We start from the raw sequence: 19517 nt of genomic DNA, 5'->3' as shown, positions 1-19517 counted from the left end.
CAGTAGTGCTCCCTCGTGGCTTTCTCACGATTGGGAAACGAAGGAGCCTAGCCCACCGGGGAAGCGGGCAGCCAACGAATATCCACGTGCACGGCAGCAGGTCCGCGGCACGTACAGTGACGGGGCCGCGCTCGAGTACGACCGACCCCGGTGAGCAGGACGATCGAGCCAGGCGCGCTTACGACCAAGGGCGTAACGACCGGATCGCCCGAATTCGGACGAGGGGTCCCAGTAGAGATGAGCGACGAGCCGAAAGCGACGGGCAGTACGGGGGACGGCAGGACCGGACTCCGCCGGCTGGTCCCCACCTGGCGCTGGATGCTGGGCGGAACGATGCTTCTCATCGTCCTCGGCTGCGGACTGCTCGTGGCCGGCTACCTCCTCGTCAGCATCCCCCCGGCGAACAAGGCCGCCGCCGCCCAGACCAACGTCTTCCTCTACTCCGACGGCTCCCAGATCGCCCGCGACGGCGAGGTCAACAGGGAGAACATCGACCTCGCCCGCGTCCCCAAGAGCGTCCAGGAGGCCGTACTCGCCGCCGAGGACCGCGAGTTCTACCAGGAGTCGGCCGTCGACCCCAAGGCCATGCTCCGCGCCGGATGGAACATGGTCACCGGCGGGGGCAAACAGTCCGGCTCGACGATCACGCAGCAGTACGTCAAGAACTACTACCTGAACCAGGACCAGACCCTCTCCCGTAAGGCCAAGGAGTTCTTCATCGCCCTCAAGCTGGACAACGAGGTCAGCAAGAGCGACATCCTCGAGGGCTACCTCAACACCAGCTACTTCGGGCGCAACGCCTACGGCATCCAGGCCGCCGCACAGGCCTACTACAGCAAGGACGTCTCCGACCTCAGCACCGCCGAGGGCGCCTACCTCGCCGCGCTCGTCAACTCGCCCAACGCCTACGACACCGAGGCACACCCCGAGAACCGCCGCAGGGCCGTCGCCCGCTGGCACTACGTGCTCGACGGCATGGTCAAGAAGGGCTGGATCAGCAGGGGCGAGCGCGACTCGATGGAATTCCCCAAGCCCGGCCGCGCCAAGCCCGCCACCGGAATGTCCGGCCAGCGCGGCTACCTCGTCGAAGCGGTGAAGAACTACCTGATCAGCAACGAGATCATCGACGAGCGGCGGCTCGCGGCCGGCGGCTTCCGCATCACCACCACACTCGACCCCAAGCGGCAGAAGGCCATGCGCGAAGCGGTCGAGGACCGGCTCATGTCCAAGCTCGACAAGAAGGAACGCAAGGTCGACAAGTACGTGCGCGCGGGCGGCACTTCGGTCGACCCCAAGACCGGGAAGATCGTCGCCATGTACGGCGGCATCGACTACACCCGGCAATACGTCAACAACGCCACCCGCCGCGACTACCAGGTCGGCTCCACCTTCAAGCCGTTCATCTTCGCCTCCGCCCTGCAGAACGACGCCAGGACGCAGGACGGCCGCAGCATCAACGCCGACACCGTCTACGACGGCACCAACAAGCGCGAAGTGATCAGTGACGGCCAAGGCACCGACTACGCCCCCGAGAACGAGGACAAGAAGTCCTACGGGCAGATCCCCGTCACCAAGGCCATGAACAAGTCCGTCAACTCCGTCTTCGCACAGATGGGAGTCGACGTGGGCCCGAAGAAGGTCAAGCAGACCGCCGTCGACCTCGGCCTCCCCGAGAAGACCCCCAACATGCCCGAGGACGGCTCCATCGCACTCGGCGTCGCCACCGCCTCCACCACCGACATGGCCGAGGCGTACGCCACCCTCGCCAACCACGGCAAGCGCGGCCACTACAGCCTCGTCGACAAGGCCACACACGGCGGCGAAGTCATAGAACTGCCCGACCGCGACGTCACCGAGAAGGTCGAGCGCAGCGCCGCGGACTCCACAACGGCCGTACTGCGCAAGGTCGTTCAGGGCGGCACCGGCACGGCGGCACAGAGCGCCGGAAGGCCCGCGGCAGGCAAGACCGGCACCGCCGAGGAAGACAAGGCCGCCTGGTTCGCGGGCTACACACCCGAACTCGCCACCGTCGTAAGCGTGATGGGCCAGAACTCCGAGACCGGAGAGCAGAAGTCCCTCTACGGGGCCGCCGGTCTGGAACGGGTCAACGGCGGCGGCTTCCCCGCCGAGATCTGGGGCGACTACACCAAGGCAGCACTCGAAGGCGAACCCGTACGCGACTTCGACCTCGAAACCGGCGGCGACGCCGAGATCCCCGGCACCACCCCGCCCGACAGCGGCGAACCCAGCGCACCCCCGACCGGCGGCGACCCCAGCACCACCGGACCGCCCACCGACGGCCCGACCACACCGCCCACCGACCCCGGCACGCCCACACTCCCGCCGACGGACCCGCCCACCGACCCGGGCACACCCCCGACCGGCGGCCTCGAAGGCGGCAACACGGACGGGCAGGTCGGCGGCGACGACGGCGGCGAGACCGGCGGCCCAGGCGGCGACCAGGGCTGGCAGGGCGGCAACACGACGGGCCGCCCGGCCTCGGCGGCACGCATGTCGGAGCTGCCGGAGGACGACAGGGCCTGACCAGGAGCCGCACGGCGCCGGCGGTCTCCCCGCTACAAGGGCCCGACCGCCGTACGGGACTACGGGACCAGGAAGTTGAGGCCGCCGCCTGGCCGGGGCGCGGGCTCGCTCCGGGGGCTCACAGAGCTGAGGACGCGGCGGCTACAGATACAGCCCCGTCGAATCCTCGGACCCCTGAAGCCGCTCCGAGGCCACCGCATGCAGATCCCGCTCCCGCATCAGCACATACGCCACGCCCCGGACCTCGACCTCCGCCCGGTCCTCCGGATCGAAGAGCACCCGGTCACCCGGCTCGACCGTCCGTACGTTCTGCCCGACCGCCACGACCTCGGCCCACGCCAGCCGCCGCCCCACGGCAGCAGTCGCGGGAATCACGATCCCGCCCGAGGAACGCCGCTCGCCCTCCTCGATGTCCGTACGGACCAGCACCCTGTCGTGCAGCATCCGGATCGGCAGCTTGTCGTGGCGCGCCATGCCCGAGCCCACGCCGGCATCAGCGCCGGGGGCCGCATGACCGGTAGATGTCTCGGAATTCACGGCTAGACCGTATATCAGGGCCTCAGCGCCCGCGCCGCCGTGCCGACAGCGCGAACAGCCCGCCCACGACGGCCACCGCGACCAAAGCCACCGGAATCACCCGATCCAGGCGGGGCGAGCCGTCCTCGTCGACGAACTTCGCCCGTACGTCCGCGACCGCACGGTTCGCCGCCACATACGCACGGCCCGCGGTGCGGTCGACCGCCGCGAACGCCTTCGCCTTCGCGTCGCCCGCGATCGTGCTCGGGTGCACGCGCACAGCGATCTCATCGAGCGTCGCCGCGAGTTCACGCCGCCTGCTGATGATGTCCGCCTCGATGTCCGCGGGAGTCCTGGCTTCCGGCACCGCGCCGCCTCCGTCGATCGATCCGTCGTTCCTGCTCGCCGTCCCACGGCGTACGCGCTGCCCGCGCACACGCCGTCACACCTGACCCCGCCCGCCAACCGCGGCCGGAATCACGCCAGTCGGCCGCCGCGACGTGCGGCACGTCACGCGTACCGATGCGCGTTCCCCGTACCGCCGGCGCCGAACTCGCCCGCACAGACCGGCCGAACCGGACCGGCGGCCACACGAGTCCACGGCAGACCCGCCGTACAGTCTGTCAGTTCGCCCCGTCCGCCGCCCCGCGGCACCCCCGGTGCGCACGGCTGGGGCTACTCTCGGGACCGACGACAGCTACACCGAGGAGCACAGATGAGTGAGCGACTGAAGCCCGGCGACACCGCCCCCGACTTCGAACTGCCGGACGCCGACGGCAAGCAGATCTCGCTCGCCGACCGCCGTGGCCGCAAGGTCATCGTCTACTTCTACCCCGCCGCGCTGACCCCCGGCTGCACAAAGCAGGCCTGCGACTTCACCGACAACCTCGACCTGCTCGCGGGCGCCGGCTACGACGTCATCGGCGTCTCCCCCGACAAGCCCGAGAAGCTCGCCAAGTTCCGCGAGAAGGAGAACCTGGGCGTCACGCTCGTCGCCGACCCGTCGAAGGAGACCATGCAGGCCTACGGCGCCTTCGGCGAGAAGAAGCTCTACGGGAAGACCGTCACCGGAGTCATCCGCTCCACCGTGATCGTCGACGCCGACGGCAAGGTGGAACGCGCGCTGTACAACGTCAAGGCCACCGGACACGTCGCCAAGCTGATCAAGGACCTCGAACTGGAGGCGTAGGACGGCGAGGCCCGGCGCCTGCCGGGGGAGCGCCCCCGGCTCCCGGAACCCGTACGGGCAACGAAGACACGCAGCCGAGCACGAAGGCACATCACCCCAGAACGAACGCATGCACAGGCCCGCCCTGTGCGCTTCCCGCGGTGGCGGCGGAAAGTGCACAGGGCGACAGTATGCGTACGGAGTGCCTGGGTACCGCCTCGCCGTGGTGGGACAGCACCGCGAGAGCAACAGAGGAGGGAACCGTGCCATGCCGGGCAGCAACAGCGACATGGGCGAGCCCCACGCCCGTGATCCGGAAGCCGTCAAACGCCACCCCACGCTCTTCAGGGCCATCAGGCGCCGGCTGAACCCCGCATGGCGCCGCAGCGACATCACCGTCACCGACGAGGAGTCCGTCAAGCGCGCGGTGAAGGCCGCCTCGCTCGGAAACGCCATGGAGTGGTTCGACTTCGGCATCTACTCCTATCTGGCCGTCACCATCGGCGACGTCTTCTACTCCGGCCTCGACGGCGGCGCCCGCACCCTCGCCTCCCTCGGCACGTTCGCCGTGACCTTCATCGTCCGGCCCCTCGGCGGAGTCTTCTTCGGACCGCTCGGCGACCGCATCGGCCGCAAACAGGTCCTCGCCGCGACGATGCTGCTGATGGCCACCGCGACGTTCTGCGTCGGCCTCATCCCCGGCTACGGCACCATCGGCGTCTGGGCGCCTGTGCTGCTGATCTTCTTCCGGCTGCTACAGGGCTTCTCCACCGGCGGCGAGTACGGCGGCGCCTCGACCTTCATCGCCGAGTACGCACCCGACAAGAAGCGCGGATTCTTCGGCAGCTTCCTGGAGTTCGGCACGCTGGCGGGCTACTCCGGCGCCGCCTCCATCGCCGCGGTGCTCCAGTACACCCTCAGCGACGGCGACCTGATCTCCTGGGGATGGCGCATCCCCTTCCTGATCGGCGGCCCGCTCGGCCTCGTCGGGATCTATCTCCGGCTCAAGCTCGACGAGACGCCCGCATTCCAGCGGATGGCGCGCGAGGGGCGGGAGCATGCGGGGCTTCCGGAGCCCGGGACGGAGACGGGCCCGAAGACGGGGGCGGGTCCGGTGCCGCGGGGGGCAGGTCCGGTGCCGGGGCAGGCCGGTGCCGGTGCCGAGCCCGGCGGCGGCCCCCGGGCCGGTGCTGGGCCGCGGGAAGAGGACGCCGACCGCCCCGCACAGCCCGTCCAGCCCGTACGCCCCCAGCCCCACCTCTCCGAGAACGGCCCCAAGCAGGAGTTCTCGAAGATCTTCAAGGAGCAGTGGGCGGTGCTGCTGCTGTGCATCGCCCTCGTCGGCGCGTACAACGTGACCGACTACATGCTGCTGTCGTACATGCCGACCTACCTCACCGACACCCTCCACTACGAGCCCGGCCACGGCACCTTCATCCTCGTCGGCACCATGCTGCTGATGATGTGCGTCATCAACCGGGTCGGACGGCTCAACGACCGCCACGGACGCAGGCCGCTGCTGATGACCGGCATGCTGGGCTTCGTCGTGCTCACCGTCCCCGCCTTCCTGCTGCTGAAGCAGGGCAGCCTCCCCGCCGTCGTCTGCGGCATGCTGATGCTCGGCTTCTCGCTGGTCTGCCTGCTGGGCACGATGTCCGCCGCGCTGCCCGCGCTCTTCCCCACCGACGTGCGCTACGGATCGCTCTCCATCGGCTACAACATCGCCGCCTCCGCCTTCGGCGGCACCACACCCCTGGTGATGGACGGCCTGGTCGCCCTCACCGACGACGACTTGATGCCCGCCTACTACACGACGCTGTTCGCAGTCGTCGGCGTCGTATCCGTACTGGTCATGAAGGAGACGGCACAGCAGCCGCTGAAGGGCTCGCCGCCGTCGGTGGCCACGGAGCAGGAGGCGAAGGAACTGGCCCGCCAGTCCCAGGGCGCCAGCCCGCCCGCGTTCTGACGCCCGGCGCTTCACCCCCGGCTTCCCCTTGGCCTCGGCCCCGGCTTCCCCTTGGCCTCGGCCCCTGCTTCCCCTTGGCCTCGGCCCCTGCTTTCGCTTGGCTTTCGCGGTCGTCCGGCTGTTCGTGCCGCGGTCGTCCCGCGATAGTCCCGTAGTCGTCCCGGGCTTCGCCCTGCCTGCGCACCTGAACGGCGTAACCGCCGTGGGTTTTCCTCGTTGACCTGTACGAGGCCGCGACGGATGTCCGCACGGCGGCCGCAGCCGGGGACGGACGGGTCCGGGTACTCAGACCGGGCGGCGGGGGACGGGGACCGATGCGGGGGAAGTACACGCGCGAGCAGCTCGCGGCGCCGGTCGCGGACGCCTCGAACTGGACGGACCTGATGCGCGCCCTCGGCTTGCGCGTGAGCGGAGGGCGCCGTCGTACGTTGCAGCGAGCCGTGGCCGAGTACGGCCTGGACACAGGGCACTTCACGCCTCGCAGCCCCTGGGCCAAGTATTCCGACGAGCAGATCGCACGGGCCGTGGCCTCCTCCACGACGCTCCGCGAAGTCGTCGGGAAGCTGGGCGCCAGGCCCTCCACCGGGACCCTGTCGCACATCCGGCGCCGCGTCGCGGCAGCGGGCCTGGACGTGAGCCACTTCCCAGGACTGAACCGGAGCGAGGCGATCGGCCCCGAACTGCCCTTCTCGGACGATGAGTTGACGAAGGCGGCCCGATCGGTGCGGAGTCTGCGCGCCCTCGCCCGGGCTCTCGGCGTGCCGGACGACGGCCGCTCCCGTGCCGCGCTGCGGCGGATGCTCCGCGAGGCCGGAGCCGACGTCTCGCACTTCACTCACGCACGCGTCGCCCTCCCGGAGGGCGATCTCCGGCAGGCCGTGGAGCGGAGCGTCTCCTACGCCGGTGTCCTGCGGGAGCTGGGCCTTCCCGTCACCGAGGCGAACCGTATGAAGGTGCGGAGACGGGCGCATCGGCTCGACCTGGACGACGGGCACTTCCGTCGTCCCGCGAAGCGGGAGCCGCAGCCGGTCTCCACGGGGCGGGCCGCCTCGGACGTGCTCCGCGTCCGCCCGGACGGCCTGCCGCGCGTCAGGCACGAGCGGCTGCGCAGAGCGCTCGACGATGCGGGGGTGCCGTATGTCTGTGTCCGCTGCGCCAACTCCGGGTCCTGGCAGGGCGAGCGGCTTACTTTGCAGATCGACCACATCAACGGCGACTGGCGGGACAACCGGCGGGAGAATCTGCGCTATCTGTGCCCGAACTGCCATGCGGTGACCGGCACCTGGTGCGGGCGGAACCGCGGTCGGCGGCGGAGACGGGCAGTGCGATCGGCCGGTCCCGAGCGGCAGTAGACTGCGCTGGCGGGCGCGAGTGCCGGAACTGGCAGACGGGCCGGGTTTAGGTCCCGGTGCCTGCGGGCGTGAGGGTTCGAGTCCCTCCTCGCGCACCTCTTGGAGCCTCACTCCGGCTGCGGCCGGGGTGAGGCTCTTGCGTGCTTGCGTGCTTGCCGTGCGTGGCGTGGACGCGGCGTTGTCCGTTTGCCTCCGCGTTCACTTGAGAGCGCTCAGCCCAGCAACTCCCGGATCTCCGCCGCCAGCGCGCGGAAGGCCAGCCCCCGGTGGCTGATCGCGTTCTTCTCCTCCGGTGACAGTTCCGCGCAGGTACGTGTGTCGCCGTCCGGCTGGAGGATCGGGTCGTAGCCGAAGCCGCCGGTGCCGGAGGGGGCGTGCCGGAGGGTGCCGCGGAGGCGGCCCTCGGTGACGCGTTCGGTGCCGTCGGGGAGTGCGAGCGCGGCGGCGCAGGCGAAGTGGGCGCCGCGGTGGGCGGCGTCGATGTCGGCGAGCTGGGCGAGCAGGAGGTCGAGGTTGGCCTTGTCGTCGCCGTGGCGGCCGGCCCAGCGTGCGGAGAAGATGCCGGGGGCGCCGCCGAGTACGTCTACGCACAGGCCGGAGTCGTCGGCGACGGCGGGTACGCCGGTGGCTTGGGCGAGGGTGTGGGCTTTGAGGAGTGCGTTCTCGGCGAAGGTGACGCCGGTCTCCTTGACGTCGGGGATGTCGGGGTAGGCGTCGGCGCCGACGAGTTCGGGCTCTATGCCGGCGTCGGTGAGGATGGCCTGGAGTTCGGTGACCTTGTGTGCGTTGCGGGTGGCGAGGACCAGGCGTGGGTGGCTAAGTCGGGCGCTGCTGCTCATGGGCCGATTATCCATCGGCGGGTTCCGGGGGTTCGCGGGACCGGCGGCCCGCGGCCCGTTGCCTTACGGCCCCCGTGCCTGTCTTTCCGTTCTTTCCGTACGCCGCTCTCGTGCCGGGGTTCACGTGCGGACACGGAGTCCACTCCATGGACGGAGGGTTGTGTATCTGAACGCCCTCTTGGAGGATCGGCCGTCCCGATCAAGACATTTCGGTGGCCGGTCCTCGGCTGGCCGGGTCCCGCCGAGCCCGACTTCGGAGTGGAGTGAGACGTGAAGTTGCTGCGCGTCGGACCGTTGGGGGCGGAACGCCCGGCTCTGCTGGACGGGACGGGGGTTCTGCGGGATCTGTCGGGTGTCGTGGCGGATGTCGACGGTGCGCTGCTCTCGGATGACGTGGCGCTGTCCCGGGTGCGGGCCGCCGCCTCCGAGCCCGGTGGTCTTCCTGTGCTGGAGGCGGAGGGGCTTCGTATCGGTGCGCCCTTGGCCGGGATCGGCAAGGTGGTCTGCATCGGGCTGAACTACCACGATCACGCGCGGGAGACGGGCGGGGCGATTCCGGAGGAGCCGATCGTCTTCATGAAGGCCCCGGACACGGTGGTCGGTCCGTATGACTCGGTTCTGGTGCCCAGGGGCAGTGAGAAGACGGACTGGGAAGTGGAGTTGGCCGTGGTGATCGGCCGTACGGCGCGCTATCTCGGGTCGGACGAGGAGGCGCTTGCGGCGGTCGCCGGTTATGCGGTGTCGAACGATGTCTCCGAGCGTGCCTTTCAGTTGGAGCGTGGCGGCCAGTGGGACAAGGGGAAGAACTGCGAGACGTTCAATCCGCTGGGCCCGTGGCTGGTGACGGCGGACGAGGCGGGTGATCCTCAGGCGCTGGGGCTGCGGCTGTGGGTGAACGGCGAGCTGCGTCAGGACGGCACGACGGCCGAGCAGATCTTTCCGGTGGCCGAAGTGGTGCGTTATCTCAGCCAGTTCATGACGCTGCGTCCGGGGGACGTGGTCAATACGGGTACGCCTGCGGGTGTGGCGATGGGGTTCGCGGAGCCGAAGCCGTATCTGCGTGCGGGTGATGTGATGGAGCTGGAGATCGACGGACTGGGGCGGCAGCGGCAGGAGTTGCGCGACGCGTAGCGGGTCGGTGCGGGCGTACGGTCCGTAGCGCGAACGGTCCGTGCGGGCGGAGGGTCCCGTGCGGGCGGAGGGTCCCGTGCGGGCGGAGGGTCCGTACGGCCGAGCGCGGACGCGGAAGGCGAGTGCGAGCGCAGTGGGCGCCCCCGCAGGCGTTTCGTCGTTCCCGACGGGAACCGGGTCAGGGTCCCGACGGGACCCGGTTCAGGCGAGGTTCGTCGTCACTACGCGGCATTCGAGGGCGGAAGTGCGGGCCGCCTCCAGGACGCGGATGACGGCCACGGCCTCGTGCGCGGTGACCGGTGGCGGCGCGCCTTCGCGGAGGGCGGTGACGATGCCCTCGTAGTACGCGGGGTAGGCGCCGTCGAGGGTGGGGACCGGGCGGCGGGCGTCGAGGTCGCCGATGGTGCCCCAGGCGATCTCGGGTTCGACTCCCCACCGCTTGCCGGGCGTCGGCCGGGCGCCTTCGCGCAGGGCGGCCTCCTGTGGGTCGAGTCCGTCCTTCACATAAGCCGCTTCGTTGCCCAGCACCCGGAAACGGGGCCCGAGTTGGGCGGCGACTGCGCTCATCCACAGGTGGGAGCGGACGCCGTCGGCATGGGTGAGGGCGATGAACGCGTCGTCGTCGGCCTGTGCGCCGTCGCGGCGTACGTCGGTCTCCGCGTAGACGGCGGTGGCGGGACCGAAGAGGGTGAGCGCCTGGTCCACGAGGTGGCTGCCCAAGTCGTAGAGGAGGCCGCCGATTTCGGCGGGGTCGGCGGATTCGCGCCAGCCGCCCTTGAGTTCGGGCCGCCAGCGTTCGTAGCGGGACTCGAAGCGATGGACGCGGTCGCCGAGGGCGCCGTCGGCGATGAGGGCGCGGACCGTACGGAAGTCGTTGTCCCAGCGGCGGTTGTGGAACGCGGAGAGCATCAGCCCTCGTTCGGCCGCGAGGGACGCGAGCTGCTGTGCCTCGGCGGCGGTGCCTGCGAGGGGTTTGTCGACGACGACGGGGAGTCCGGCTTCGAGTGCGCTGCGTGCGAGGTCGACATGGGTGCGGTTGGGGGACGCGACGACCACGAGGTCCAACGACTCGGCGCGGGCGAAGAGTTCGTCGGTGGTGGCGAGGGTGCGCATGTCGCGGCCGAGCTCCGCGTGGACCTGGGCGCGCCGCTCCGGGTGTCTGGTGACGACGGTGTCGAGCGTCAGGCCGGGGGTGGCGTTGATGAGCGGCGCGTGGAAGACGGAGCCGGCGAGGCCGTATCCGATGAGGCCGACGCGGAGCGGAGGAGGGGCAGCTTCTTCCATACGGTCCATGGGGCCACTTTCGCAACGCGGTTGCGTAAGCGCAAGCCGCACGGACAATGGCGGCATGAGCAGCGAACCGGCCCCTGGTGGCGAATCGGCCCTGAGTGACGGAACGGCTCTTGGCCGCGAACCGGCCATGAGCAGCGGAAGTGCGCCTTCCGTCCCGTACGGCAGGAACGCGGCACGTGTTCTCGGGCTGCTGCGCCTCGCGGGCCCGGGGGGCGCGGACCGAGGTGAACTGGCGCTTCGTACCGGGCTCACCCCACAGGCGGTCAGCAAGATCACGGCGCGGCTGCGCTCGCACGGCCTGGTCACGGAGGCCGGACGCCGGGCCTCCACGGGCGGTAAGCCGAGCACGGTACTGCGGCTGGCGCCGGGCGCTCGGCACGCGGTGGGGATACAGCTCGACCGCGACCAGTTGACGGCGGTGCTCGTGGATCTGTCGGGCGGTGTCGTCGCGGGGCGTACGGCGCCGCTGGACATGGGTGCGGACGCCGAAGTGCTGCTGGACGCGGTCGAGTCGGCGGTGCACGGGCTGATCCGTGCGGGGCTTCCCGCGCTCGGCGCCGGTACGACCTATGCGAGCGGCGGCACCAGGTCGGAGGGGCCCGAGGGGCGGGAGGGTGTCTCGCGGGAGGCGGCCGAGGCCGCGGAGGCCGCCGAGGGCGCCAGGGGCGGCGAGCTGTGGCAGCAGGCGTCCGAGGGGGAGATGTGGACGGCGAGCCATCCGGGAGCCGGGGCCGGCAGCGCGGCTGTGGTGGAACCGGGGGCGCAGGAAGCCGACGCGAGGCGTGCCGTGGCGGAGGAGGGGGAGCTGTGGCGGGACGAGGAACGCGGCGGGGAACGTGACCGCGGGACGGTGACGGAGCCCGAACCGGAGGCGGCCGGGGCGGAAACGGCGACCGAACCGGAAGCGCCGCCTGAACCGGAGGCGGAAGCGGAGCGCGAAGCGGCGCCCGAAGATGCGCCTGAGACGGGGGAGCGGCCACCGGAGGCCCCGCAACCACAACGCCCGCAGCCCGAGCCCTCCACGCGGGCACCCGAGCAGCCTTCCGAGCGGCCCTCCACGCGGGCACCCGAGCGGACATCCGGCCAGGCTCCCGAGGAGGCCGCCCAACTGGCCGCAGCCGCAGCGCCGTTGGGAGTGGGCGGCCGGTGGGGGAGCATCGTCGGCGTCGGGGTGGCCGCTCCGGGCCCGCTCGACCACGTACGCGGCGTGCTGCGCCAGGTCACCGGCTTCCCGCGCTGGGCGGGCTTCCCGCTGCGGGACGCGCTGGCACGGCGCCTCGGCATGCCCGTCGTGGTCGACAAGGACACCAACGCGGCAGCCCTCGGACTCTCGTTGCGCGGCAAGGAGTCCCTCGCCTATCTCCATCTCGGTACGGGTCTGGGCGCGGGCCTCGTGCTCGACGGGCGCATCCACCGGGGGAGGAGGAACGGCGCGGGCGAGTTCGGGCACCAGGTGGTCCAGCTCGACGGTCCTCCGTGTCGCTGTGGCAGGAACGGCTGTCTGGAGGCGCTGTGTCTGGAAGCAGTGCGGCGTGGTGACAAGCGGGAGGCGGCTCGTGTGCTCGGCGTCGGTGCCGCGAATCTCGTGCGCCTCCTCGACGTCGACAGGGTGCTGCTCGGCGGCCGTACGGTGCTGGCCGACCCGGACGTCTTCGTCGACGGGGTCGCGGCGCAGCTCCGCGCCCCCGGAACCGCGACCGGCCCCCGTGCCGACGCCCGCACAGGCGCAGGGACGGGCACAGGCGCAGGGACGGGCACAGGCGTACGCGCGGGCACCGGCGTACAGCCGGGCGCGGCCGCACGCACAGCGGGGTCCGGCTCGGGCGTGGCCGTCGAGGTCGTCCCGGAGGGGGCCCGCACGGTCGCGGACGGTGCGGCTCAGCTCGTCCTCGCTCCGCTCTTCGGCCGTGCGCCGGGCGCGCCTTCGGCGGCCGGTTAGGCTGAACGTGGCACCGGCACCGCCGGTATGCCACCCCGCCCGCTTCACCGCGAGGCCGGGCCCGAGGCCGACCCGACCCCTGGCAGGAGCCGTCACGTGGCAGAGCGAAAGCCGATCGAGTCGTGGCTCACCGACATGGACGGTGTGCTGATGCACGAGGGCGTCCCGGTTCCCGGGGCGGATGCCTTCATCAAGCGCCTGAAGGAGTCCGGACGCCCCTTCCTCGTCCTGACGAACAACTCGATCTACACGCCGCGCGATCTCCACGCCCGCTTGGGACGCATCGGTCTGGACGTGCCCACGGAGAACATCTGGACGTCGGCGCTGGCCACCGCGCAGTTCCTCGACGACCAGCGTCCCGGCGGCACGGCGTACGCCATCGGCGAGGCCGGTCTGACGACGGCGCTGCACGACATCGGGTATGTGCTCTCCGACTCCGAGCCGGACTATGTGGTGCTGGGCGAGACCCGTACGTACAGCTTCGAGGCGCTGACGAAGGCGATCCGGCTGATCAACGACGGAGCGCGCTTCATCGCCACCAACCCCGACGAGACAGGGCCCTCGGCGGAGGGCGCGCTTCCGGCCACGGGCTCGGTCGCGGCGCTGATCACCAAGGCGACCGGCAGGGAACCGTACTTCGTCGGCAAGCCCAATCCGCTGATGATGCGGGCCGGATTGAACGCGATAGGTGCGCACTCGGAGACGTCGGCGATGATCGGCGACCGGATGGACACGGACGTACGGGCCGGCATGGAGGCCGGTCTGGAGACGTTCCTGGTGCTGACGGGGCTTACCAAGCCGGACGAGGTCGATCTCTTCCCGTACCGGGCCTCCAGCGTCGTCGACTCCATCGCGGATCTCGTCGAACGCATCTGACGGCGGCGGCAGTCGGACGACCGCGTGAGAGGCGGCAGCGTCCACCGGCGCCTGCCGGGCCCCCGGGCCAGGCGTGGAACGGCACGGTAACGGCCGTATGAGACCGGCGCGGCCGGTGTGGACGCTGTGACACGATGGCCGTCCGGTTCCGGGCGCCTGCCGGAAGGGGCAGGCCCACCGAGGGGGAAGGCCCGTCGAGGGGGAAGTCGATGTACGGCAGGGGCAGTTACGTTCTCGGGCGTCGTGAAGGCGGCGCGGACCACGAGGGCGCACGCCGCGAGGGGGCACACCGCAGACCCGTCCGCTCCGGTACCGCCGCGGGCTGTGTGCTGGCGGCGCTCGCCGGGCTGCTGCTGAGCGGATGCTCGTCCGACTCGGGTACGGGCGAGGAAGGCGCCGGCGGCTCGGGCGGCGGCGTAGGGCAGCGCCCGAAGTCGGTGACCCCGTACTGGGTCGACCCGGACGGCAACGCCGCACGCCAGGCCGAGGCGTACCGCAAGGACGGCAAGGCCGAACAGGCGTCCCTGATGCGGAAGATCGCGAAGCAGCCGGTCGCCGAGTGGATCGGCACCGAGGACCCGGAGGGGCAGACGCGAAAGGTCACCACGGCCGCGTCGAAGGCCGGGCGCGACGCGCTGCTCGTCCTGTACAACCTGCCGCACCGCGACTGCGGCCAGTACTCCAAGGGCGGTGCTCCCGACGCGGACGCCTACCGCGACTGGCTGGCGCGGGTGATGAAGGGCATCGGCAAGCGTTCGGCGACGGTGATCGTGGAGCCGGACGCGATCCCGCATGTGCTGATGGAGGGCTGCACGCCCGCCGAGTTCACCGACGAGCGCTATCAGCTCCTCAACGAGGCCGTCGGCAAGCTCCAGAGCCTCCCGGACGTACGGGTCTATCTGGACGCCGGCAACCCCGACTGGGTGCGCGACCCGGGAGCGCTCGTGGAACCGATGAAGCGCGCGGGCATCGACACAGCGGACGGCTTCTCACTGAACGTCTCCAACTACCAGACGACGGCGTCGAACAAGGCTTACGGCAAGAAGTTCAGCCCGATGGTCGGCAACAAGCCGTTCGTCATCGACACCAGCCGCAACGGCAACGGGCCGGTCGCGGGTGCGGCGGGCGGTGACGAGGAGGCGTGGTGCAACCCGAAGGGGCGTGCACTGGGCGCCGCGCCGACCACGAAGACCGGTGACGAGATCGTCGACGGCTATCTGTGGATCAAACGGCCGGGCGAGTCGGACGGCGAGTGCAAGGGCGGTCCGAAGGCGGGCGAGTGGTGGCCGTCGTATGCGCTGGGGCTGGCTCGCAACCAGCGCTGAGGGCGGGCCTGTCGAGCCCCGTGGATGCGCGCCTGGCCGGACTGCGCCGGGGACGGGCAGGGCCGGGCTGCGCCGGGACCGGCAGGGCCGTGTGAGTGTGCGCCGGACGCGAGGCGCGTGGATGTGTGCTTCCCTCGGCCCCTCTGTGACGGCCGCCGCCGGCCGCACACCCGACTCGTTCGCTTCCTTCAACCCCCGCGTCCCGCCGGGCCGTTGTCGGCCCGGCGGGGCCGGGTGGGGGGTGTGGGGGATGGTCCTCGAAGCCCCTGGACTGTCCTGAGCCCGAGGGGCCGTGCCCTGGGCGGTGATCGTCTTCTACGGCGAGAGCGGCGTCGTCGTGGGCGCCTGCGCCGTCGCCGAGCGAGGCACCTTCACCCACACCGACTTCGACGGCTTGCCCTTGCCGTCGACCGCCGTCACCATCCACCAGCCGGGCGGCACCAGCGACGGATCCTCGGGCAGCTTCACGGTCACGCCGTTCCCCGTGCGCTTGAACTTCAGCGCCACGGAGGACTGTTCGACGTTGGTGACGTGCGTGAACGAACTCGGCCTGATCAGCCGCATCTTCTTGATGGAGGCGGCGTCCTTGCTGAGGAACGACGCGGTGCCGCCCAGCCGTACGGTCCGCTCGCCCCCCGCGGTGTTCCTCAACTCCGGCCGCTCGCCCTTCGTATGGAGGTACGGCGGCGTGTAGATGTCGATCTGCTGCTCGAACTTGCCGGGCTTGGTGTTGGCCTTGTCGGCGAAGAGCGAGTCGGAGCCGAACGTCATCACGCGGCCGTCGGGCAGCAGCATCGCTCCCGAGTGGTAGTTGCGGCCCACGAGGGGGTCGGCCACGGGCTTCTTGGTGTCGCTGGAGGGGTCGTAGATCTCCGCCTTGAGGATGTTGCTGTCGCTGCGTCCCCGGTAGTCGCCGGAGCCGTTGGTGGTGAGGACCTTGTCGTCCGGCAGGATGACGCTGCTGGGGTAGCGGGCCTTCGCGTACAGGTCCGGCCCGTCACGGAAGTGCGGCGCGGGGTCCTTCAGATCGACGATGCGGGTCTTCTCGCTGGCCTTCTTCGACTCGCCGACGCCGCCGCCGCCGAGCACCATGAACTTGCGGCTCTGTGTGGGCGGAAGCGGCACGGACATCGCCGTCTCCAGCTTGTCCGGGTCGCTCAGGCCGGGGATCTTACGGAAGCCGTTGGTCTGAAGGTCCCACAGCCCGGGAGTACGGCCCTTGTCGGCGGGCCCGTAGCCGGCGTTGGCGCCGGAGTAGAAGATCTTGTTGTCGTCGGTGAGATGCAGCGCCGGGTAGGTGGGGAAGAACCGCTTGCGGGGCAGGAACTCCCACTTCTTCGTCCGCGGGTCGTAGATCTCGTTCTTGCCGGGGACGACCTGGCCGATGTCGTCGAGTCCGGACACCGACAGCACCTTGCCGTCCTCGAGGGTCGTCAGCGTCGGGTACCAGCGCGCCTCGTGCATGAAGTCGGTCTTGATGTAGCGCTCGGCGACCGGGTCGAACTCGTAGCTGTCCTTGATGCCTTGGAAGTCCTTCTTGTCGAAGGAGAGCTTCTGGGCGATGCCGTAGATGTTCTTGCGCTCGGCGCCGCGCAGCCCGCTGACGCGGTAGTTGTCCTCCGTGCCGGTCTGGTACTGCTTGCCGCGCTTGGCCGCCTCCACATATACGCGGGCGACGCTGGCCCGCACCTCGACCCTGCCGGTGACGGGGTCGGCCCGCTTCTTCGCGCGGGGCACCAGGACGTTGTCCTTGGCCTCGAACGTCTTGTTGTTGTGGCGGCCGGTGAAGCGGGTGCCCGCCTTGATGGTCTTGGCGCGGTCGGGGTTCTCGTTGTGGACGATCATCAGGCCGCCGGCCTTCTTCACATCGCCGCCGAGCTTCTCGTACCGGCGTGTGCCGCCCGCCACCAGCAGCTTCCCGTCGGGCAGCTGGGTGTGCCCGGCGCAGAAGAGGTCGTTGGGCGTGTGGATGTTCTTGAAGGTGTTCTTGACCGGGTCCCACAGCACGGTGCGGAAGGTCTTGGCGTCGAACTGCTTGGCGTCGTTGCCCGAACCGGCGACGAGCAGCACCTTGCCCGTGTGCAGCAGCGCCGCGTGAATGGTGTTGATCCGGTACTTCTCGGGGACCTCTACGGTCTTCCAGTGCCCGTTCGCCGCTTTGTACTCGGGCTGGTTGATCTTGTAGTCGTGGTACTTCGCCGAGGCTATGCCGTAGAGCGCGGGCCCGTTGAAACCCGCGATCACCAGAACCACGGTCGCGCCGATCGCTGTGCGGCGCGTACGCCGGCTCGGTCGGAACTTCATCTTTCACGTCCCCCAGGGGCGGTTTGCAGTGGTACGGGCTGCGTGGCGGGCGCGGGGCCGCCGTGCGCCGGGCCCCCGTTCGCGCCGTGCGGACCGCCGTCGGCGCCGTCGTCGTAGCCGTCGCTGTACGAGCCGTCGCCGTACGAGCCGTCGCCGTACGAGCCGTCGTCATAGGGCCCGTCGTAGGACCCGCCGTACTCGTCCCCGTACGCGCCCTCGTAGGAGGTGCCGGACTCGTCGTCGGAGCGCGGCACCACCGGGGTGCCCTGGCGGTGCCGGTGCCGGCGCTGCTTCCGCTTCTTCTTCTCCGCCCGTACGGTCACGCGCCAGCCCACGATCGGCGCGGCGGTGATCAGCAGGGCCAGCGCCGCCCACGTGATCATCGCGGGGTGGTCGTGGCCCAGGTAGAACGAACCGCCAAGCGAGCCGCCGAAGATGACGATGAAGAAGAGGTGGACGCGGAAGGTGCCGAAGAGGGTGTCCGGACTGGCGGAGTCGCCCTTCGGCGTCACCACGAACTTGCTCTTGCGGCGCAGCACCGTGTCGAAGAGCGAACGGGCGTAGATCGGCGCCGACAGCGCGGACATCAGCATTCCGGCCAGGCCGCCCGAGCCCTCCGGCTCGTGCGGGGAGACGTTGTGCCGCCGGTTCCAGACGTAGAGGCCGATCTGCAAGGCGGTCGCGTTGCCGTACAGGGCCATCCAGATCGTCGGGTCGATCTGCACACCCGAGGCGCCCAGGCCCAGGAACAGCGCACAACTCAGCGCCGCCAGTATCCAGTTGAGCGCCGCGATCGGGTAGAAGATCATCAGCATGGTGTAGTTGAAGAGCTTGCCGGGCGGCAGCGTGAAGACACCGCGCCAGTACTGCTTGAGGATCGTCTCGTACGTCCCGCGCGACCAGCGCAGTTGCTGGGTGAAGAAGTCCGTCCAGGCGTTGGGGCCCTCGCCCACGGCGAGTACGTCCGGGGTGTAGACCGAGCGCCACTTGCGGCCCGTCTCCGGGTTGCGGTGCCGGTGCATCTCGAAGCCGGTGGCCATGTCCTCCGTGATGGAGTCGTACAGGCCGCCGATTCCCTTGATGGCCTTGATCCGCACGGCGTTGCTGGTGCCTACGAACATGGGCGCGTTGTAGCGGTTCCCGGCCCGCTGGATGAGCGCGTGGAAGAGGAACTGCTGGCTCTCGGCGGCCTTGGTGACGAAGTTGTCGTAGTTGCCGTAGACCTGCGGGCCGATGACGAAGCCGACGTCCGGGTCGCGGAAGTAACCGAGCATCCGCTCCAGGTAGTTGGGCAGCGGCACGTGGTCGGTGTCGACGGACGCGAAGTAGTCGTAGTGGTCGCCGTGCGCGGCCAGCCAGGCGTTGTAGTTGCCGTGCTTGGTCTTCGCGCGGTGCGGGCCCTTCTTCTTGTTCCAGCGGGGCACGCCCTTGCGGGTGAAGTGGTGTACGCCCAGCCTGCGGCAGACCTCTTTCACCTCGGGGTCGTCGCCCTCGTCGAGCAGCCATACGTGCAGCAGGCCGCGGTGGCGTATCTTCACGGCCGCTTCGAGGGTCTTCGTCACCATCTCCAGCGGCTCCTTGCCGGGCACGAAGGAGGTGAGGAAGGCGACGCGGGTGCCGGACTCCGGCACCACGGGTATCGGATCGCGGGCGACGAGCGTCGCGTGCGCGTTGGAGAGGACGTTGAGAGTACGGAACAGCTCGATCAGGCCGATGGAGACCAGCATCACGATGTCGAGCTTGAGTACGAGGTCGGAGACGGCGCCGTCGTCGCGGCGAGTCCAGTGCTGCGGCTGCATCAGCCACGCCAGCAGTCCCGCCGAGAGCAGCGGCGCCAGACACAGCAGCGTCGCGGCACGTATTCGGTGCGGCTCGTCGGCCAGCAGACTGCGGTATGCGACGCGGTAGGGCTTGTCGCGGTCGGGCTGGCGCAGCGGACCCGCGAGACGGCTGTAGTGCTCGTAGTCGTAGCGCGGCAGCTCTTTGGGAGTCCAGCGCCGTCCACGGCCGAGCGTGCCTCTGGCTCTCTGTCTTATGTGCGCGGGTATGCGAAGCTGCGTGGTCCGTGTCGGGTCGTCTTCCGCGGCCTGCACGTGTCCCGGTTGTCGGTCGCCGACGTGTCCTGGCCGTCGGTCGCCGGGCCCGGTCGAGGTCATGGGTCATTCCCCCTGAACGCAGCAGGCTGCGTGTGGTCGTACTTCCCGCGTCCTTTCCCGCGGCCCCCGGCGCGGCAGGCGTCGGCTGCTTCGTACAGAGACTGCGCG

At 70.2% G+C, this 19517-nt stretch carries 13 protein-coding genes, 1 tRNA gene and 2 pseudogenes; 10 read left to right on the top strand and 6 right to left on the bottom strand.

Annotated elements, in window-relative coordinates:
• The first annotated feature begins 237 nt into the window (after positions 1–237).
• On the top strand, positions 238–2544 hold the full coding sequence (locus MMA15_RS08705; RefSeq protein WP_241058551.1) for a transglycosylase domain-containing protein: 2307 nt from the start codon (positions 238–240) through the stop codon (positions 2542–2544).
• 141 nt (positions 2545–2685) lie between these two features.
• On the opposite strand, the gene MMA15_RS08700 is transcribed toward MMA15_RS08705, so the two are convergent.
• Both MMA15_RS08700 and MMA15_RS08695 read right to left on the bottom strand, forming a co-directional pair.
• Positions 2686–3018: a GroES family chaperonin gene (locus MMA15_RS08700; RefSeq protein ID WP_169133793.1), complete on the bottom strand. Its 333-nt coding sequence runs from the start codon at positions 3016–3018 to the stop codon at positions 2686–2688.
• A gap of 85 nt (positions 3019–3103) precedes the next feature.
• Positions 3104–3427, bottom strand: coding sequence for a DUF3618 domain-containing protein (locus MMA15_RS08695; protein WP_241058550.1), 324 nt, complete (start codon positions 3425–3427; stop codon positions 3104–3106).
• A gap of 348 nt (positions 3428–3775) precedes the next feature.
• Between MMA15_RS08695 and bcp the strand changes: the two genes are divergently transcribed.
• The 4 genes from bcp to MMA15_RS08675 all read left to right on the top strand — a co-directional run bounded on the left by bcp (position 3776) and on the right by MMA15_RS08675 (position 7641).
• Entirely contained in the window at positions 3776–4249 is a 474-nt protein-coding gene (bcp, locus tag MMA15_RS08690) for a thioredoxin-dependent thiol peroxidase (protein ID WP_241058549.1), read from the top strand.
• 247 nt (positions 4250–4496) lie between these two features.
• Positions 4497–6194, top strand: coding sequence for an MFS transporter (locus MMA15_RS08685; RefSeq protein ID WP_241058548.1), 1698 nt, complete (start codon positions 4497–4499; stop codon positions 6192–6194).
• 314 nt (positions 6195–6508) lie between these two features.
• Positions 6509–7546: an HNH endonuclease signature motif containing protein gene (locus tag MMA15_RS08680; protein WP_241058547.1), complete on the top strand. Its 1038-nt coding sequence runs from the start codon at positions 6509–6511 to the stop codon at positions 7544–7546.
• 13 nt (positions 7547–7559) lie between these two features.
• Positions 7560–7641, top strand: a tRNA-Leu gene (locus MMA15_RS08675).
• A gap of 117 nt (positions 7642–7758) precedes the next feature.
• On the opposite strand, the gene rdgB is transcribed toward MMA15_RS08675, so the two are convergent.
• On the bottom strand, positions 7759–8385 hold the full coding sequence (rdgB, locus tag MMA15_RS08670; protein ID WP_241058546.1) for an RdgB/HAM1 family non-canonical purine NTP pyrophosphatase: 627 nt from the start codon (positions 8383–8385) through the stop codon (positions 7759–7761).
• A gap of 270 nt (positions 8386–8655) precedes the next feature.
• On the opposite strand from rdgB, the gene MMA15_RS08665 reads away from it, so the two are divergent.
• Positions 8656–9516: a fumarylacetoacetate hydrolase family protein gene (locus MMA15_RS08665; RefSeq protein ID WP_241058545.1), complete on the top strand. Its 861-nt coding sequence runs from the start codon at positions 8656–8658 to the stop codon at positions 9514–9516.
• Between the two features lie 201 nt (positions 9517–9717).
• On the opposite strand, the gene MMA15_RS08660 is transcribed toward MMA15_RS08665, so the two are convergent.
• Positions 9718–10809, bottom strand: coding sequence for a Gfo/Idh/MocA family protein (locus MMA15_RS08660; RefSeq protein ID WP_241058544.1), 1092 nt, complete (start codon positions 10807–10809; stop codon positions 9718–9720).
• Between the two features lie 127 nt (positions 10810–10936).
• Here MMA15_RS08660 and MMA15_RS28645 point away from each other — a divergent pair.
• The 4 genes and pseudogenes from MMA15_RS28645 to MMA15_RS08640 all read left to right on the top strand — a co-directional run.
• A pseudogene (locus MMA15_RS28645) lies at positions 10937–11341 on the top strand (MarR family transcriptional regulator); the annotation flags it as partial.
• Between the two features lie 555 nt (positions 11342–11896).
• Positions 11897–12748, top strand: a pseudogene (locus MMA15_RS08650) (ROK family protein); the annotation flags it as partial.
• A gap of 96 nt (positions 12749–12844) precedes the next feature.
• Positions 12845–13624, top strand: coding sequence for an HAD-IIA family hydrolase (locus MMA15_RS08645; RefSeq protein WP_241058543.1), 780 nt, complete (start codon positions 12845–12847; stop codon positions 13622–13624).
• Between the two features lie 209 nt (positions 13625–13833).
• Positions 13834–14949 (top strand): glycoside hydrolase family 6 protein, encoded by a 1116-nt coding sequence (locus MMA15_RS08640; protein WP_241058542.1) that lies wholly within the window; start codon positions 13834–13836, stop codon positions 14947–14949.
• Between the two features lie 315 nt (positions 14950–15264).
• Here the strand turns inward: MMA15_RS08640 and glxA are convergent, their stop codons facing one another.
• Both glxA and MMA15_RS08630 read right to left on the bottom strand, forming a co-directional pair.
• The gene (glxA, locus tag MMA15_RS08635) at positions 15265–17253 is read right to left on the bottom strand and encodes a radical copper oxidase GlxA (RefSeq protein ID WP_241058541.1); all 1989 of its coding nucleotides are present in this window, start codon (positions 17251–17253) and stop codon (positions 15265–15267) included.
• A complete protein-coding gene (locus MMA15_RS08630) occupies positions 17250–19409 on the bottom strand; it encodes a glycosyltransferase family 2 protein (protein WP_241058540.1) in 2160 nt (719 codons plus the stop codon). The genes glxA and MMA15_RS08630 overlap by 4 nt, the downstream gene beginning before the upstream one ends.
• Between the last annotated feature and the right edge of the window lie 108 nt (positions 19410–19517).

The organism is Streptomyces marispadix, from assembly GCF_022524345.1.
Taxonomy (GTDB): domain Bacteria; phylum Actinomycetota; class Actinomycetes; order Streptomycetales; family Streptomycetaceae; genus Streptomyces; species Streptomyces marispadix.
This window is presented reverse-complemented; position numbering and strand designations above follow the sequence as displayed.